Raw genomic sequence first — 19,063 nt, 5'->3', positions numbered from 1 at the left:
GATACCTGTTGGTAAATGGAATAATATAACTGAAAAGGAAATATACCTCTTAAAATATATGTTATCTACGCACCGCCTGAGCATCCATTTGGTACAGTTCATCAAAAATTGTTTAGCTCAAATACGATAGACACTACACGAATTTGAGTTGATCATGATCTTGCTGTCATGATCAACTTAGTGCAGATGGCCTATCCCGGATTTCCACGAACGACGGTAGCCGTATCGAACTATCGGCTGACGTATCCTCCTATGTAAGAACAAGGGAGAAACAATCTATTTTTATTGTCGGGAGAAATCTTCTCCGAAAACATGTTTGTACCAAACTATGCCATGCATGAAGGACTTCCAGTTCTGCTAACGAGAAAACGGAACTCCCACCTGTTGTCTTACGATTTTTGATGGAACACCAGAAAATGAACGCCTATCTTGTTAGTTCGGAATCAACCATTTCCCGTAAAGTAGAGGCGGAGTGGGACAGTTTTCTTGACGGGTTATTTATTCCCCTAAAACCACCTAGTTCTCCCCCGGCTATCATCATCTTAAAATACCTATTAAAATAGGCCGCCCAAATTTTGGGTTGACCTAATAATACGAAATCATACTTGAGAGAAAACCGCCTTTTACTCATATCGAAATCAATCTTTAATAAGAAGCTCGCCTAGCCGCTGTTGCAACTGGTGGGCATAGAACGATAGTTCTGCTTCAGCGGCTAAATCCCGCAGCAATGCCTGGATCAAAAACGCTCTAGGTGCCTTATTTTCCAACTCTTCCTCAAGCAACACGGTCACTTGCTGAAGTTCCTTCTTTCTAGCATTTGGGATATATAGATCAGGAATGATTGACAAGATCGCTTGAAACAAAACGGAAATCCTCGCTGAGCTTGTCGGGACAAGTGACTCTAAATCCACTTCCTCATACTCTTTCATGAACTCATAGGTTAGCAGAGGCTGAGGTGAACATTTACTCAAACCTTGAACCAAATCATCCATACGTTCCGCGATAAATCCTGCTAGTTTTTCGACGGTGATTGGTTTGTAGGCAAATAACAGATGAAAAGTATACTCCCGGATCATGCCGCTAAACATGGCAGTTACGTCCCATTTCCAATCCAATATGGCAGAGCCGTATTGGCGCATCAGCAGGTTTTGGTAATAGCTGAACATCTGAATCTGAATCTGATGAATGAGGGTAGAGATGTTGTCGTTGCTCGCCGAGGGAAATTCATTGTAATCTCGGGAAATATAGTAGCCGTGACGGCCAAAAAATTGGAATAAACCCATAATTTCGGCTAGATACGTTTCCCGACGCGGTAATGCCATTTCCCGAATTCGCTCCACCTCATCCATCATATACTGCTGGCGTTGCTTCAATATACTGACGAACAACTCTTCCTTGGACTCAAAAAATTTATACAAGGAACCTTTGGCGATACTGCAATCGTCGGCGATATCCTGAATTGAGGTTGCTCTATAGCCTTTCTCCATAAAAAGGCGGATAGCAGATTGGACGATTTTTTCCTTTATTAAACTCATGCTTATGTCTCCTTATCACTTGTTACGGACAGATGTGATTTTTTCAAAGTTCCTTGATCAAGTATAGCCAATATCCAGCGAGCAAAAAAGAAGGCGTCGTGCCAAAATGAGGCGTCCGATCCACTCCATGGTACTCAGTAAAAGCGTTCTCCCTTACATTAGAGCGATACATAGCATACAAATATGGAGTAAGACCAGTACATAAATAAGCCTCACAACAGTGTCAAGCCAATTTCGGATTATGAGCAACACGGTCATCAAGGCTGGAAAACCAAAAAGACCGCCCCATCGACTGACGAACCTGTCGGCTTGTCCATTCATGAAATGAACAGGGATCTCCAGAGGAGCAGACCAGACCACTATCATGGCGGCAAGCCACGCAAGCACTGTGACAAAAACGGGCGTTTTAGGATGAAAGAGAATCTTAATCAATGCGTTGCCTCCTTTTGTTCTATCTTATTTGGGAGTAGTAAGCCAGAAAGTCCAGTGCCAGTCTACGAATTCACCCAACCGGCCGGATAGTACCATACTTAGCGCGGGAGCGAGAAGCATTGGAATCCCAAGTAAACTGATGATCGCCCCTCGCTTGTCAGGTGGAGCAAGGCGATATAGCATGGCCATTCCAATCGGGGAAACCATGTCTCCCCCTAAACCTTGAATGATCCGAAAAAAAATCAGTTGTCCAGAATTTTGCGCGAATGAAGATAATATGGAACCTAACATGAATAATCCAATAGAACAAAGAAACACCTTCCTAGCACCGCATTTGTCCGAAAGCCATCCTGCCAACGGAATGACCGCAGAAAGTGAAAGTGTATAGGCGTTTACCGACCATTGAGTGGTCTGGAGCGAAACGCCAAATTCCTGATCCCAGGTCGCGAGGGCCAGGTTAAGAGCTGTGCTGTTCAAAATCACCATAAACGTCCCTATGACGATCGCAAGCGTTGGCAAAAAATATAGACGGAATATAAATGACCCTTCCTTAGAAGATTCGTCAATAACTGCATGATGAGACATATACAAATACCTGCTTTTTCTAGAAATGAACGAAGGTTGAGGACTAAGCCTGCTTCAGTCTAGCCCGTCAAGACCCTATTTGACCAATTAGTTTTATTAAAAACTTTTAGGTTTTCAACTCATCATATCCTTGAGAGCCAGGTGTGTCAATCCTCGATATAAACAGATTTATTCGGATTATGAACTATTAGTTCTTTACAAAACTAAATAGTCAAAATAAGATAAATGTCAGGGTCGAAATATACAGCATTGATTTAGTCATGAAAAAACAGGGATTTATAAATGAACGGAAGGAAAAGAATATGCAAAAAAACAATCATGAGCATACCGCTGCACTCTATTTTGATGGCTTGACCAACTTCAGGGATTTCGGAGGCTATGCCACCACGGATGGGAAGAGAGTAAGAAAGGGAATCCTGTTCCGCTCCGACGAATTGTCAAAGTTATCGAGAGCCGACATGGCACGAATGAATCAAATCGGCCTTAAGCTGATTTGCGACTTAAGAACGGAAACGGAGCAGAAATCGAACAAGAGCCGCATGCTGAATCAGGGAGTCGAAGTAAAGAATTTGGCCATGCAGGATAAAAGTCAGGAATTTACCCGTCTCGAATTTATAAGGTATTTAATTAGACATGGCAAGGATATCGATTTTGAGCAAACGATGAAAGACATGTATGATCATATGGGGACTGGCTCTAAGTCTACGTTACAGAAACTTTTCACTCTGTTGTCCGAAAAAGAGAAGTTTCCTGTCCTGATTCATTGCACTGGGGGCAAGGATCGAACTGGATTCATCGTGGCGATTATTCAGCTGTTTCTGGGAATTCCCTACGAAAGCGTGCTTGAGGACTACTTGCATTCCAATATATGCATCGGGCCACGTATGAAAAAAGCCGAGAAAATGATCCGACTGATGAGCTTTTACCGAGTGCCTGCAGAGCGAATCAGGCCCATGCTGGAGGTGAAGCGTGATTATCTGGAGGACGTGCTACAGGGAATTATGAGCCGGCATGTGAACATTGAAGGATACTTGAAAAACGAATGCGGCGTTTCGCAGCAGCACCTGGAACGCTTCAAAGAGCTCGCTCTAGAGTAACGAAATTGAAGTTACCTTGTCCAATCTACTATGGGGTATTCTGGTATTTAACCGAGGACTGATCAAGGGAAACTATATGTACATTCACCGATGGAAGATAAAATTGACTCTATACTTAACTATAGTGTTTATAATTGGTGACGCGAAACAACAAGAAAAGATTTAGTGAGGGGATTTTAAATGATATACGTGGCGTGAGAGCTGTAAGACGGAACATCTCCTGCAGAGGAAATGAGCCTTTGTCCGGGAATGCTCGAAGGCAAGCTTGATGAAAGAATTGTTTCTGGGAACACAGTCGGAGATGAGGAATTTGTCTCCCAACTGGCTTTCACTACAAAGAGTAGAGGTCTCAGACCAATATACACAACTAAGGTGTATGCCTGCCAACATATTGATAAGTACCTTTCGGGTAAGCAATCCACTCATTCTGCTGATTAAAAACGGGCGAGCCGCATGTTATACCTTGTTTACGAACAAATGTCCCGCCTTGAGGAAACAATTGATCCTGCGAATGAGGCTCTCCAAGCACATCTACCACAGTTCCATGATATTTTAGTACATATGCGACCGTATTAAATTCGCTTGGGTTATAGAAATGACCCTCTTGATTAAAATAGGAAACATTTGTAACATCCATAAAATCGTAAAAGATGCTGTTTATGATCAGATACGGTATTAATGGATTAACCGGATATAGCGCTATGCTGGACACGTTCATGCGGTTCGTATTTTTCATGAATTGGTGAACCTCCAGCTCATATCCTTCTATTTTATGAGAGAGGTCACATTCTCGGTTGTAAAACAATTGCAGCACGATGCGACCGTCTCCACCATCGACATATTGTGAAAAGAACAAAAGAAATGCCTCCTGTGGTTCCTGATAAACCTGGAATATAGTCGCTCTGCCAGGCGGTACCACTAAATACAACGTGAATGTCCAACTTTGTAACATCTTAATTACGTCAAAGTTGAGCTATAAGTAGAGCCAGTGACTGTATAGGTGAAAAACACGCTCGCTCTACCACCTTTTCCATCCTCTGCTGTCACAAACACCTGTGTGCTTCCTGCTGATTTGGGCTTTAACGTAAGCTGTTGACTTGCTACTTCTGCTTCTACTACGTATACATCTGAAGTGATCACATGATACGATAGCTCATCCTGATCAGCACTAAAAAATACATTTTTTAAATCCACTAGTGTATCTCCAGAACCTACAATGCCATATTGATCGGGAGGAACTGTGGCTGTGACAGGTACATGGTTAGGTGTGGGTGTGGACGTTGGTGTTGGATTCGTTGTAGAACTGCCACCGCCGCAATGCGTCAGTGGTTCATCTGGGCGAAATGAGCCATCCGGATAATCAGTGATCCCCCCTTGCTTCACAGCCTCCTGTACTGCCTGTAACGCCTCTGACGACATATTTTTGGATTGATCGGTAAAAGATACTGTATTCGCTTTAGTCACAATTGCTGATGTGTCCCCTTTCTTTTCCACATGAACAAAACTGTGGTCCCCATGCTATACCTGCCAGCAACGTCTCGATTAGCGCTTTCTACCATTCTTTATTTGTTCTTAATTCACCAGTTTCTCCCCGTACATGGTTCATTCTTTTGTTAGTGAAAAGATTTTATCATCCACTTCTGAACCGATTCTGAACAATCTTAAAATTTTATTTATTCATAGTTGGAACTTGGTAGAGAAAAAAAGAGCACTTAGCCAGATAGGGCTAAGCACTCTAAAATTTTTATAAACATGGATGTACAGGCCCTCTCAGGAAGTTGTAGGCTTCCATTGAAAGGTAGCTGCTGACTTAGATGGAAGGGTTGATTTGAAAACTTGATTCCCCTGCCGAACCTTAAATGTTTTTGTGTTCTCTCCCGTATTGGCGGCAATCAGGACCAGCGTACCGTCGGGGTTACGATAAGCGACCGTTTCAATACTTCCACTATAATGAGTAGAATCAATACGTACCGCACCAGGACGGACAAATTTGCTGGCATGTCCAATCGCATAATATTCTACATTTTTCGTAACGGCACCGCTTAACGGGTCGATGGTCACTACACCTCTACAGTTGGTACATCCACCATTGGTCGGACCGCCGGACGGGTCAAGGGCAATATTCCAAAAGAGGACATTTTGCGACCAGTTTCGGGGTGCGCCAATAATCAGCTTGGACATATCCCAGCTTAAATCATCTCCAAAGCCCGGACTCCATGCTCCTCCGCTGCATTCTGTCATATAAACAGGCTTATCCGGAAAAGCATTGTGCACGTCTGACATCGCTGTCGGCTCTCCTTTGTAGCAATGAAAGGCCGTTCCGTGCGTATAGCTTCGAGCCTGTTCGTCTCCCAGCACGGTCTTGGCATATTCACTCCCAGTATCCCAGTTATGGTCAAAGGCAATGATATGGGTAGACAAATCGTTTCGACTTAAAGCAGGGCCTAAATATTGCTTAATAAATTTCGCCTGCTCCACTGCTCCCATACTCATGCTGGGATACTTGGACGTGGTGAATTCCGGCTCATTTTGAATGGAAATCGCCTGAATGGGAATCCCCTCATTCGCATAGGCCTGTATATAACGAACAAAATAGTCAGCATACGCCTGATAGACACGCGCATCGGTATAGTCCAAATACCAACCGTTATATATCTGCTCACCATATTTCATCCAGGGCGGGGCCGTCCATGGAGTCCCCATAATCCGTAAATCCTGGTTTCTTCTCAGAATTTGCTTCAGCACATCGATCACATCCCGATCCTTGGCAATGGAGAAATGATTTAGCTCATAGTCCTTGCCTGTTGCCACATCATCGTAGGTATAGCTGCTAGGCTGTCCCTGTTCATCCACTGAATAATCTGATGCTCCAATGGTATGGCGAATATAGCTTAATTGAATACCGCCGGCTGTAAACAAGTCATTGAGCAACTGATCACGCTGATTGGCAGACATGCCATGATTCATCAGATATGCGGACGAACCGGAAACTGCTGCGCCAAACCCTTCCATCGTCTGGTAACGAATATCTGGTCTAATCTCAACCGTCAGTGTATCCGCATTCGCTGCAACTTCGTTACTGTTGTCTTTTCTCCATGGGATTGGGGCTTGCTGTGTCAGACGATTCGCCGGGTCTGGTGTGGTTAGCCACATACTGACATTCCTTTCGCCTGCCGTGTTCACACCATTCTGCATAGCCAGACTGATCAGAATAGCACCAATCAAGATGATAGCTGCAACTATAAGCAGGAAGAAGTCAGAACGTCGCTGTTTTGGGAGTTTCTTCATCTAATGTCCTCCTCTCTCCATAATCAGACTGTCCCCTATATTTCCTTCTATTTCAGCTTTCACTTGGGTTTCCCTTTGCATACCTACTGAATGTTACATATCTATAGCAAAAAGAGAGCCGGTGCTAGTGCCCGTGCTCTCTTGAAATTTAACCACTTTAAAAGGAATATAACGGGATTACTTTTTTGCCTTTTCTGTAGAGGTTGCCGGAATCGTAACACTTCCTGTCAGTCTTGTATCCTGAGAGGAGCTGCCTACATAAATCGGAACTTCACCAGATGGCATAACCCATGCTTTGGATTTTTCATCCCAATAAGAGAGAGCTTTCGGGTCGAGCTCAATGCGAACCTTCTTCTCTTGGCCCCGCTTTAACTCTACCTTGGCCCAACCTGCCAATTGACGTGATGGAGTCTCTACATTGGTCGGAAGCTTACCGCTGTATACCTGCACAACCTCAGCTCCGGCTGTTTTGCCAGTGTTTTTTAATTTAAGCGAAACCTCGACAGAACTTGTACGATCGGATTTCTTTCCACTCGCATGCTGTTTTACCTTCAAATCACTGTACCCGAAAGTTGTATAGGATAAACCGTGTCCAAAGGAAAATGCAGGTTGAATACCCGATTTCTCATATCCACGGTAGCCTACAAAAATACCGTCTGAATAGTCACCGACTCCATTGACACCCGGAAATTTCTCCGGTGAGGATACAGGTGTAGACTGCTCGTTAACCGGGAAGGTTACTGGCAGCTTGCCAGAAGGATTCACATCCCCAAACAAGACGCGCGCAATGGCATTCCCTTGCTCTTGACCAGCAAACCATGCCTGTACGATCGCTGGAACTTTGTCCTGCCAGGTGTCCATTTGCACAGCTCTGCCGCTCATTTGTACCACAATGGTTTTCGGGTTGGCAGCGGCAACCGCACGGATCAGCCGATCCTGATTATTCGGCAGCTCCATATCGGAACGCTCCACATAGCCTTCACTCTCATACGTACGTGTGACCACAATCGCAACATCCGATTTTTTAGCCAGCTTTACAGCATTGTCAATCAGCTTGTCTGTCGTATCTGCCGGAGGCTCCCAGCCCAGACGAACCATACCACCAGAATCGCGACCATTCGTTGGATAATCGGCACGATATTCAATTCGTATCTTATGCTTTTCCCCCGCTTTGAGCGAGATGTTTTTCTTCGTTGTTCCCAGCTTCGTACCTTGATTATCTACAAATAGCTTGTCATCAAGATACAGCTTGCTTGACCCCAAACTGGTTAATGACAATGCATAGTCACCATCCTTGGGAGCTGCAATGGCCCCTGTCCAGCGTGCAGATATCAAACCATTTAGTGTTGTTGGGGTATTAGGAACTTTAGGGGACTTCGCATTGAAGCCCTGATAATTATAAAAGCCAAGATTCATATTGACTTGATCATCATTGCGCACAAGAATCGGATTGCCTTCCATCTTGTTATTCGTCCAGTATTCGCCTCGCAGTCCCTGCTCAGCATCGCCATAAGTCGCATATCCAACACTGACATTCTCTTTCTGATCGGATGTGGTCAGCAACGAAGACGGAACAGCTGATGGACCTGGCATAATGTCTCCCGCAGAAATAGGGTCCGTGCCCGGTGCATACTTGACGGTAACTCCTTTGCCTACACGATTACGGATGCCTTCCAGCGGACTCACCGTGTATGTCGGGTTTACCAACGAACTGCCTCCGCCTGCCACTGTGCCGCTATCTGCATCTGGACCAATCACAGCAATGGATTTGAGTTTATCTTGAGATAACGGTAATACGTTGTTTTTATTCTGAAGCAGTACCATACTTTCCTCAGCCAATTGACGGGCTGTTTTACCATGGTCACGGGCATCAATTTGATTATTTTGAGCCGGGTGATCAAACAAACCTTTACTGAACATTTGCACCAGAATGCGCTTAGCCTTATCATCAATCGTTTGTTCACTTACCTTGCCATTCTTGACAGCATCCAGCAGCTGATCTCCCCATTTACCATAAGGTGTTCCAGGTGTTTCCAGGTCCAAGCCGCTATTTGCCGATTCGACTGTACTCAGATTTGCGCCATAATCACTCATCACGAAGCCTTTGAATTGCATTTCCTTTTTCAAAAGGTCTGTCAGGATGGTCTTGTTCTCACATGCCGATTCGCCGTTGACCTTGTTAAAGGAGCACATAGCTCCGCCCAAGTCTGCCTTGGCAATAGCCTCCTGAAACGGGCGTATGTAAATTTCATGTAGCGCACGGTCACTGACTTTGACATTTGTCGTGAAACGCTCCGTCTCCTGATTATTCATAAGGTAATGTTTCGCAGTCGCCAAGACAGGGTGGCTTTGCACACCTTTGACATAAGCGGTCGCCATTTGCGATTGCAGTAGCGGGTCCTCGCCCATAGATTCAAAGTTCCTCGATCCCCATGGAATACGGGCAATATCCATCCCCGGTCCAAGCACCACATTATGAGTCGTATTAAAAGCCTCGTCTCCAATCAAATCTCCATACTGTTTGGCAGCCTGGGTATCCCACGTTGCAGCCAATGCAATAGGGGCCGGCAACGCAGTTGATTGCTTGTCCTGCACATCCGGATTGGCGATCCGAACACCCGCAGGTCCATCTGCCATCTTTAACGCCGGAATACCCAACCGTTCCATCGAATTATTATAAAATCCATAATAATTGTTGACCTTACCAGTCACCAGATCTATTTTTTCTTCCAGCGTCATTTCTTGTAACAGCAATGCTGTCCGTTTCTCAGCCGACAGGGATGTGTTCATCCAAGGTCGATCTGTCCGGCTTCCTGCCGCTCCTGCAATATGCATAGGTCCGATCACAACAGCCGCAATGACTGTCATCATCACCATACGGAACAACCATGTTGATTTTACTTTCACGTTTGTAATTCCTCCTTGATGTTTGGTCATGAGGTGAATGCCTATTCAACGCTCACAGGCTTGCAAAGGCTCTCGACCCTGCGAGCTCCAACAAGAATCCAGAGCCACGGGGTAAGCAAGCAAGTCAGCAAAAGCCGCAATGGCTCAAGTGACACGTTTACCACCCTACCGCACATTTTCGGAAATTTCATTGAAAGTTTTTGGAAGAAGAATACTAGGACCTTCATTCTTTTTCATATAAAGAGAGCGCTAACAATTCAGTTAACTGATTATAAGATTACACTTTTGTAACTTTTTAATGACTGTTTTTTAACTATTTATAATCCTAAAAAATGATTCATATGTCCCACGCTTTGAAATGCATCTATGATCTTTTTTAGCGTGCGACCAAAGCCTCTATTTTAGGGAATTGGAAATACTTATGTATAAAAAAGAAAGGATAATAAAAAAACAGAGACCTGAAAGGTCCCTGGAGGCAATGTGGATTCAATGTGATTATTCAAATGGATACCGAAGTCCCCACTGTGAACGAATCTGGTCCATCAATTTCATAATTCCTAATGATTCATCCAAAGAAATAGTAGAACTTTCGAGCAAACCTTCGTTCAAGCAGCGCCCGACTTCTTCTGCCTCAAAAGCATAGCCTGTAGAGGAGCGGTCATCCTGAAAGTTCTGTGCCTCTTCACCGTCCACAACTAAAGTAGCCGATGTACTATTTAGGAAAGATGGAATGTGGATATAGCCCTGGGTTCCATGGATATAAGCCTCATTCGTCAGCCCGAGACGAACCGCCCCGTTAAGCATAGCCGTGCGTCCTTTTCCATAATCCAGCATGATCGAAAATGTCTCATCAACGCCCGTTTCCCCGATATGAGCAGTACTCCATACATGCTCTGGCTCAGGGCCAAACACCATCGAAGCAAAAGAAACGGGGTAAATTCCTGCATCTAATAATGCCCCTCCGCCCAGCTCGGGATTCAATAATCTTCCCTCTGGGTTCCAGTCTATACGAAAACCGAATTCCGCCTTCACCAACTTTACTTCACCAATACGTCCCTCATGTATCCACTCCCGCACTTGGCGAATCGGTGGCAAAAAACGTGTCCACATTGCTTCCATCAGGAATAGCTTATGATCACGCGCATAGCTGATTAGTTCCTCCAGCTCTTTGCTGTTGACGGTGAAGGGTTTCTCACACAAGACGGCTTTGCCCGCTCGAAGAGCCGCTAGAACGTTCTCTTTATGAAAAGGATGAGGGGTTCCAATGTAAATCGCATCGACTTCGGAATCTTGCACTAATTCCTCATAGCTACCGTATGCCTGTGCTATGTGATGCTTGGTTGCAAATTCGGTAGCGCTTTCAATATTGCGTGATCCAACGGCGTATCCTTCTCCATTCGTAACATGCTGCAAATCAGCAACAAACTGATCTGAGATCCATCCCGTACCGACAATTCCCCATTTTATCTTTTTGCTCATACTTGTATCCCTCCCAGTTGTATAGTTAACGTAGACTTACACGATCTTCTTCATTCTAGCAAACCCCTGCCCTAAACAAAAGAAATTCCTGTTCGGCAACAGTTTGTGTTACGGCTTCGCAGAAAGACGGCGAGGCGAACACGAAGTCAAGTTTGAGCAGGAATTTCTTCAGGATCGTCTTGGTTAGGCCATTTATTGAATGGTGTATTTGTAAAACTTTGTATCCACTTTCATAATTGGAAAGCCCATTGGCAATTCATCAGGAGCAATACTAACAAATCCATTCTTCTCATAAAATCGATGAGCTGCAACGAATTGCGGTGTTGTTCCAAGATAGATTCCTTCAACAGACCGTTTCTTGGCCCATTCTATGGCATGCTGTAGTAATTGATTCGAAACATTAAAGGCTTTGCCTCTATAGTTTTGTTTGACAAACATTTTTCTGAGCGCCGTCTTATGGTTTCCGATATCTAGCAAGGCAACCGTCCCTACTACAATTCCTTCACGAAGAGCCACCCAGAAGTTTCCGTTGCCATGCTGATAGAAGTTTCCAATATCAAGCAGATCAGGCTGATCTTCTTTAGTGATGGCGATATGATATTCGTTTTGTTGAATATGTAAAATTAAATCGACAACTTGCGATTGATACTCAGTTGCGTACTCTTTTAAAAGGATGCTATTTACCATCGCTGTATTCTCCTATTATCGTCAATTGTGATGTCATAAGCTTCCCGCCAAAATACAGAGACAACCTTTTATGTATATCTCCTTATTCGTGCTTGATTCGTACCTTGTATTAAATAACTCAACCTCCGCAGCTAAACTGAGCTTCCACCTGTTTAGTCGATTGAAACCCATGTCTAAGTGCGAACGTTGAGTTCATTATGATTTTCTCTATATTACAATTTCTATCCTACGCTTGAAGCTGTGCAAGAATTTGCGGATCCTTGATCTTCTGATCCTCAGCCAGCAACGCTATTTTGGATAGAATCTCGGCTGTTCTTGGATCCTCATCCAGAAATGGTAAGAAGATGCGCCCACGATGCTGCGAATGCACCGGAATAATGTGCAGTGCTCCCTTCGCTTGCTTGTAGACCCCACCGCTTCCGAGGTGGACCGCATACTCGCCAAGATTCCCATCTATACGTGCATAATTCCCATCTAAGCGTACATTGCTAATTTTCAGCAGACGAAGAGATTCCTGTACAATGACCTTACGCATTTCAACGGTCGTCAGACTAGCCTCTGGATCAACGCCGCCTACATGAGCAACACTGACAACCAAATCCACGTCCCGCATAACTTCAGAGAACAGAACAGGGGGGACCTCCTCCAAAGGCACGCTCTTATATGTTGTCCGATCAAAGAACTGCACGGTCTCCAGTGTAGGAGCCTCAGTGTCCGCTGGTGAGAACCAGTCGGCCATGGCATACAGGTTCGCAATCAGATTATCGGCATAGAACACCTTTTGGAGTCCGTCCTCATAGCTGACCGTCCATTGGCGACCTTTTAGTAGAGATACCGTTTTATTCGGCTGTACCTGGTGTCCCGCATACCGACGGGAAACTGTCGCGTTAGCACGTTCATCAGCATTCAGCAGATACAGCTCACGGAACACCTGTTTAAATGGCTGGCGTATCTGACGGTCGAATAGGTCCTTCTGGAATTCACTCCAACGACCACTTTCGTACAAATGAAGTGGATGTGCGATAATCAGCTTATCTTCTTCTCCAATAGTATGCTGTTCAGCAGAAGGAGCAGTCAACGCTAACGTATCCCCGTTAAAATATCCAAGGTGATCGCCAGCCTTGAAAACCAGTGTCCGCACCAGCGGAGCAAGCACAGGATTGCCTAGCAGTCCTCTCAATTCCTTTACCATAAAGGTCGTACCATACTCCATAGAGCGCTCCAATTCTTTGCGAGCTCTGCGATATTGGTCTACCAGATCTCCTTTAAGCTCTTTCAACGACGTAACATACTCATCCTTCTTGAAACGAGCCGGAATGGATTTCAGCGTCTTCCCTTTGCTGACAATTTCAATATCTGCTGCTCCTTCATCATCAATAACGAGTTGTATCGTTGTAGCCTCATCCAAGGCCTGAGGCTCAAAATAAGAGCGGAGATCATCCAGCTTGCGAGCTTCCATGTCCCAGACGAGACGGGTTACGTCATCATAACCTGCGTTACGTGCCAAATTCCCGAGCGCAATCCGTGAAACCAGTGCCTCACTAGCCTTACGCTGTGCCCCGAATTTTTTGCTTTGTTCCAGAAACTTCTGGATAAAATCATAACGTTCGCGGACATCTGATTCAGGCGGCTCTGCAAGTGGAATCAGACTGTAGGTCAACAAATGGTCTTTATTTCGCTTGTCTTCCACTGATTTTTCCATTTCACTCCGTTTCAGCTTACCCAGCGTTGCATCCGCAAACAACTGGGAGCGACGATGATTGGCTCCAGCCGAAATATACTTGGCACAATCGTACAGCAGATCAAATCGTTCCTCGCCCAGCGTCTCATAGGCCTCATGAAACCAGTGAATATCGAAGGCACCGTCATTAAAATCCTGCGGAGCTATCGGTGAGTAATGAGCTACAATCGTTTCTTTCTCAGCCGAAAAGCCTTCATTGATATGCGCATGGAAGTACCATGCCGCGCTGCGAAGTCCTTCCCATCCGAGATAACCTGCTACAATCTCAATCCATTGCCGGGCATACATTGCCGCCTCCAGCAGGCGTTTATCTGTAATTTTAGTGTGTTTCAGCTTTTCCTTGAGCAATGCAGCATCCTCGCCATCACTTGGATAACACGCCTTGAGTAAGTGGCTGAACGATTCCTTTTTGGTAATACGATCACCGTAGCCGTACACATAACCACGCACGAACGTTTCCTTGTCGAGACCCTCCAGAATACGGATAAAATAATCCATGCCTTCAATCCGGCTCAGACCCATCACCTTTGGTGTGGCCTCGGTAGGCAAGTCGCCTCGAACCAATTCAACCTCCAGCAGTCGATCAATAACCGTACGACGTATCTCCAAAAATTCTGGTTTGCTGGAAATCCATGTATTACGGGCATTGGTTAAGGTGCTCATATGGCTTCTGCTATCACTACTGGCCAACAGCTCCCGATACACTTCACCTACACCAATCAGCCCTTTTTCATAGGCTTTGAAGTAATCCTCCAGATCCAGCGGAGAATAAAAACGATTTTCCATTCCTGGCCATTCTGCGTAGTTCACAAAGGTATGGAAAAAGCGCTTAAAGGACTCACTATCATGAATTCGTCCCTTCTCCAATGCCACCCACGGACTGGACAATAGATGAAACATTCCCATATCCTCTGCAGGTCTATCCTTAGGCATACTCTGCATCAGTGAATTTAAGGCAAGGTCGATTACGTCAAATGTCTCGGCTCCGGCTGTGTCCATAAAATAGGCATTAATTAATGTGCTTACCTGATCGGTATAGGTCAGCTCTGCCATCCACTTTTGAACCTCGTTAATCCGCTCTAAAGGATACATTTGCTCGGCGAAGTCTTTACGCCATCCTTCCAACAGCTTGTGCTTGCTTTGTTCTGAATAGCCAAAGTTAAATGAGAAATATCGATAGTAACGATCCAACGTTCGGTCCATAGGCTCCAATCGATCATAAAAAACAAGCTCCAGCAGATCACGCGCTTCTATGCCGCTTTCCTGCAAATAACGGTCCCATTCCTCGTAAAGAGGATATAAAGACAGCCTAGAATCTACTTCTTCATCGACCTGAATCATCCGTAGAGGGCGAAGGTTCGTCCCAATAAGCAATGTATCTTTGTAGCCTGAATAATACTCCGCAGTATATTCCACATCACGATGATGATGAACCAGTTCATCCAGTCCATTCAAGAACTGCTTGAGCTTCTCCAATGGGCTAACAAAAACATCGGCCATTCGGAAATCACCCAGATCAACTTTCTCTTCCAACCAAGCTTCCTTGACATTCGGATCGTACAGGCCAAACCCGTTTGTCCCTGTATAAGCATCCTCCTGTCCCAACTTGGACAGCAGTTGCTCCTCTTTGGCGGTGGGTTGCTGAATGATATCCGCCAAAGACCGCAGGCTTTCATACTGCTCGGCACGATCAGGATCTGCATATATCTTCGTCAAAATTTCCAGGCCACCCAATCGTTGCAGTTCCGCCTTAGCACGAAGCAAGCGTTCCAAAGAGCCAGCTAGCGGCTCTTCCGATTGTGAAAGCAACACACCGATGACACTTTGTCGCAACGAGCCTGTCTTGAGCTTTAATAAGGCTTCCATTTGCTGCATTTCTGGTTCCGACAGCGTCAGCTTACGCGCCTTAGCCACAGCGAACTCACGGATACTCATACTTTTGTCAGACAAGCTGGAAAAAATAAAGTCACGCTGTACCGCATCCTCAGGATTCTGCACAAAATGATTCAATATCTCGCCGCGCAGATTAGGGCTAATCTGATCCTTTAAGGCTATAATTTCCCCAATCCAGGAAGCGTCCATATCATAACCAGCGAGATACAGCATTTTTTGAATAGCTGCATCCGAGCGGTGATACAGATTTACATAATCCAGTACCTTGGAGGGCTCGGTAGACTCTCCCTTTTTCATATGTACAAACAGGTTATGAAGTCGTTCAAAATCCTTACGACGCTCCTCTTTGCTCTCCAACAAAGGAGTGCGCGCCACTTTAACGATTCGATCCGCGACCGTCCCGCCTTCTACCCATTCATAAAAATAATCAGTTGTATAGTTCGTGAGTATCCAATAGCGAAGCTCCGGATCCGTCTCATCCAGATATTCTCTAGCAATTCCGAGGCGCAGATCCTTGTTTTTAGTATTAGACAGTACATATTGTGCTACGATCTTCTGGTAAGCTGCTCCCTGCTCCATAAGTTGGCGAACCTGTCCATACAAGTCACGTTCCTCATGTACTGCTGTAGCCCACAAACTCATATACAGTTCATTAGCATTTGAGCTGGTCAGCCATTCCTGGCGCAATTCACTGCGAGTCAATGCTTCATATGCCTGCTCGATCAGTTGGCGAACGACCCGCTGATTGGCGGATTCCAAGCCCATGCCCGTCCAGACTGCAAGCGCCCGCACCACCGAACTGTAACGAATGAAGCCTTGGTCGATGATCACCTTTAACAGATAAATGAGAGCCTCTGGAGTTCCTTCATCCATTTGCTCCACAATGCTTTGGCGCAATCCCTCCTGAAGCTTGGCCGCTGCCAGCAGCTCGCCAATCATGTGATAATTCTCTTCTTGATGGCTCAGCAGCATGCCTTTAATCATATTGCGCGTGAGTAGCGCCGCCTGATTATCCCCATAAATAATAGCTTTTAGCGCCTCAAGCACCTGTGAATTGCCATTGTCTAGCTCGTAAGCAATACAATCACCAATCGTCTCCTGAATTCGGTAATCCCTGCCTGGTTCATAGTCTTTTTTCGTTAAATAATCCATTATAGAGAATCCGATACAGTCCATTCGGATCAACTGCACCATTTTTTTATAAATTCGGGAAGTATGAGCGGTAATATCCGAAGTGCGAAACGGTCTGCGCTCATATCCGGTGCTGTATGGATATTCAGTCACATGTTCTGTTAGATGTGCGAACACATTGCCAGCTGTTTGTCCAATTAGAGCACGCAGTACCTCTGCCAGTGGCTTGAACAGCCGTTCTCCGCTTTCTACCGCCCGTTCTTTCAATATTCGCTGACATTCGATAAATGACTCCTCGACCTCTTGTATGTAATGAAGCTTACCCAGTTCCACAACATACTGAGCCAACTCCTGTTGCTGTTCACCCAGTTGCGCTGCGCGCTCTTTCAGTGTGGCGAAATATTCTTGCTCATTGTTCTCCTGATGCATATTTCGTCTCCTCCTCTACCATAGGCCTCCAGCCAACATTGTGAAGCGTATAAATACAATCTCATCCCCTGCATGAAGTGACAAAGGAGCATCCAGTTCAATCGCTTCCTCATCACATACAAAAACTCTGTATAATCCATCTTCAAAGGCCTGCATCGCCGTGTTCACGGCATCCTCAATATCAGGAACACCGTCATTATATATGGAACCAAATCCTACTTTGCCTATCTCGCCTTGTGCCTGAATTTCCTCTCCCGTGAGGAACGGAATCAGCGCGACACTCTCCTGCTTTTCCCGTAGTTTCTGAACATTCAGGGCAACGGTTGCAGTAATCAAATCTCGCAATGTTTCTGGAGTAGGGTTCAGCTCTATTTCGTGTCGTGCGAGTGCGGGCTTGCGCTTTCCCAAACTTTTTACAGTTACAAACAGCTTCATTATCGTTTCCCTTCCTTGTTTATTCACACTTTTGACCCGTTGTCAGCTGAATTTCTCGACCCTCATACAAACATCATTAATAAAACGAAAGACGAATGTTTGTTCGTATAATTATTTTAATATGTTCCTTATCATTACTCTATCGCCCTTAATGACCAAAATTCACAACGTTGTAACACCCCAAATCTTAAAAAATAAGACTTTGTACCCTGTTTTCGATGAAATTTATCCATATTAAGGATGGAAAAGAAAAAGACCTGCACAAGGGAGACCATCTGCTCTTTACAGACTTCACTCCATTATACAGGTCAAATATCATCAAAAATAATGTTTCAATACTTATTTATTTAAAATGCTGGAACAACGCTATCCTTGTAATTGTCCTCAAAAAATTTACGTACTTCCGGTCCGGTCATTCGTTTTGCCAGCTTTTGAATGGCATCAGTATCTGCATTATCCTTACGCGCTACCAAATTAATGGCAAAGTGCGTATCATCTTTTTCGGTAATCAGTGCGTCCTTCTTCGGTGTCAGACCGAGCGGCTTGGCATATGCGGGATACATGGCAGCCATGTCCACATCATCCAGCGACCGCGCCAGCATCAACAAATCCACTTCTCTAAACACAAACTTTTTCTTATTCTCAATAATATCAGCCTGTGTAGCATTATAGCCTACGCCTTCTTTAAGCTTGATCAAACCGTTTTGCTCCATCATTACCAAAGAACGTCCCGTATTGGCCGGATCATTGGCAATGGCAATCGTCGCACCTTCGGGCAGGTCTTTAACGTTCTTGTATTTTTTGGAGTACGCGCCATAAATGGCGTTATAAATTGGTTTTACTGCTACCAAATCAGATTTGTTGCTTTCATTATATTGTTGCATAAACGGTGCATGCTGAAAGAAGTTAGCATCCACTTCACGGCTTGCCAATGCGTTGTTCGGTTGGATATTGTCTGAAAGCACAACAATTTCCAGATTGACTCCGTCCTGTTTAAGCAGTGGCTTCACGATATCCAGCACATCTGTCATCGGTGGGATTAGCGTTGCTACTTTCAAGGTTACTTCTTTTTGGGAAGCTGCTTCTTTAGTTGTTGTTTCTTGTGTAGCCTGCTTTTGACCACCGCATCCGGCAACCAGCAGCATAACGACTGCAAATAGTGTAAGTAATTTCAAGTTCGTTTTCATGTTGTTTTTCCGACTCATTCGATGATGAACCTCCAAATTAGTTGTGATTGGGAAGATAAAATATGAGTTACAGTAGGAGCCGTAGCCGCTTCGCGAATGATTTGATCTTACGATCGCTGTTGAAATGGGATTCTCTCTGATTTCTAAAGTAATTTATAGGTTTGAATCCCATTTCAAAGGCGAACGCTAACGCTTCTCCAGATTCAAATCCTTCTCTCCGCTTTTGAGGTACTGTAA

13 protein-coding genes are annotated in these 19,063 nt (G+C 44.9%); 1 reads left to right on the top strand and 12 read right to left on the bottom strand.

Features of this window, described 5'->3' with window-relative positions; genetic code table 11:
• Nucleotides 1–638: 638 nt before the first annotated feature.
• The 3 genes from EGM68_RS05120 to EGM68_RS05110 form a co-directional block, all read right to left on the bottom strand.
• A complete protein-coding gene (locus tag EGM68_RS05120; protein WP_129548759.1) occupies nucleotides 639–1,535 on the bottom strand; it encodes a TetR/AcrR family transcriptional regulator in 897 nt (298 codons plus the stop codon).
• A 153-nt stretch (nucleotides 1,536–1,688) separates the two neighbouring features.
• Nucleotides 1,689–1,967: a DUF1648 domain-containing protein gene (locus tag EGM68_RS05115; protein WP_040102041.1), complete on the bottom strand. Its 279-nt coding sequence runs from the start codon at nucleotides 1,965–1,967 to the stop codon at nucleotides 1,689–1,691.
• Nucleotides 1,968–1,991: 24 nt separating this feature from the next.
• Entirely contained in the window at nucleotides 1,992–2,552 is a 561-nt protein-coding gene (locus tag EGM68_RS05110; RefSeq protein ID WP_129548758.1) for an MFS transporter, read from the bottom strand.
• A 302-nt stretch (nucleotides 2,553–2,854) separates the two neighbouring features.
• On the opposite strand from EGM68_RS05110, the gene EGM68_RS05105 reads away from it, so the two are divergent.
• Nucleotides 2,855–3,649: a tyrosine-protein phosphatase gene (locus EGM68_RS05105; RefSeq protein WP_129548757.1), complete on the top strand. Its 795-nt coding sequence runs from the start codon at nucleotides 2,855–2,857 to the stop codon at nucleotides 3,647–3,649.
• 367 nt (nucleotides 3,650–4,016) lie between these two features.
• Here EGM68_RS05105 and EGM68_RS05100 read toward each other — a convergent pair whose 3' ends face one another.
• From EGM68_RS05100 to EGM68_RS05060, 9 genes are all read right to left on the bottom strand, one after another.
• Nucleotides 4,017–4,505: a hypothetical protein gene (locus EGM68_RS05100; protein WP_013369594.1), complete on the bottom strand. Its 489-nt coding sequence runs from the start codon at nucleotides 4,503–4,505 to the stop codon at nucleotides 4,017–4,019.
• Nucleotides 4,506–4,606: 101 nt separating this feature from the next.
• Nucleotides 4,607–5,113 (bottom strand): S-layer homology domain-containing protein, encoded by a 507-nt coding sequence (locus EGM68_RS05095; protein ID WP_052452873.1) that lies wholly within the window; start codon nucleotides 5,111–5,113, stop codon nucleotides 4,607–4,609.
• 306 nt (nucleotides 5,114–5,419) lie between these two features.
• Complete coding sequence (locus tag EGM68_RS05090) at nucleotides 5,420–6,937, bottom strand: glycoside hydrolase family 30 protein (RefSeq protein WP_129548756.1); 1,518 nt, start codon at nucleotides 6,935–6,937, stop codon at nucleotides 5,420–5,422.
• Nucleotides 6,938–7,114: 177 nt separating this feature from the next.
• The gene (locus EGM68_RS05085) at nucleotides 7,115–9,844 is read right to left on the bottom strand and encodes a beta-glucosidase (protein ID WP_129548755.1); all 2,730 of its coding nucleotides are present in this window, start codon (nucleotides 9,842–9,844) and stop codon (nucleotides 7,115–7,117) included.
• Between the two features lie 495 nt (nucleotides 9,845–10,339).
• Complete coding sequence (locus EGM68_RS05080) at nucleotides 10,340–11,323, bottom strand: Gfo/Idh/MocA family protein (RefSeq protein ID WP_129548754.1); 984 nt, start codon at nucleotides 11,321–11,323, stop codon at nucleotides 10,340–10,342.
• 192 nt (nucleotides 11,324–11,515) lie between these two features.
• Nucleotides 11,516–12,010 (bottom strand): GNAT family N-acetyltransferase, encoded by a 495-nt coding sequence (locus tag EGM68_RS05075; RefSeq protein WP_129548753.1) that lies wholly within the window; start codon nucleotides 12,008–12,010, stop codon nucleotides 11,516–11,518.
• Between the two features lie 226 nt (nucleotides 12,011–12,236).
• A complete protein-coding gene (locus tag EGM68_RS05070; RefSeq protein WP_129548752.1) occupies nucleotides 12,237–17,204 on the bottom strand; it encodes a DUF4132 domain-containing protein in 4,968 nt (1,655 codons plus the stop codon).
• Nucleotides 17,205–17,219: 15 nt separating this feature from the next.
• The gene (locus EGM68_RS05065) at nucleotides 17,220–17,639 is read right to left on the bottom strand and encodes a hypothetical protein (RefSeq protein WP_025677418.1); all 420 of its coding nucleotides are present in this window, start codon (nucleotides 17,637–17,639) and stop codon (nucleotides 17,220–17,222) included.
• A 347-nt stretch (nucleotides 17,640–17,986) separates the two neighbouring features.
• Nucleotides 17,987–18,844: a MetQ/NlpA family ABC transporter substrate-binding protein gene (locus EGM68_RS05060; RefSeq protein ID WP_025677417.1), complete on the bottom strand. Its 858-nt coding sequence runs from the start codon at nucleotides 18,842–18,844 to the stop codon at nucleotides 17,987–17,989.
• Nucleotides 18,845–19,063 lie beyond the last annotated feature (219 nt).

It is taken from the genome of Paenibacillus sp. M-152 (genome assembly GCF_003856555.1).
Lineage (GTDB): Bacteria > Bacillota > Bacilli > Paenibacillales > Paenibacillaceae > Paenibacillus > Paenibacillus polymyxa_C.
The sequence above is the reverse complement of the archived record's forward strand: the minus strand, read 5'-3'. Positions and strand labels throughout refer to the sequence as shown.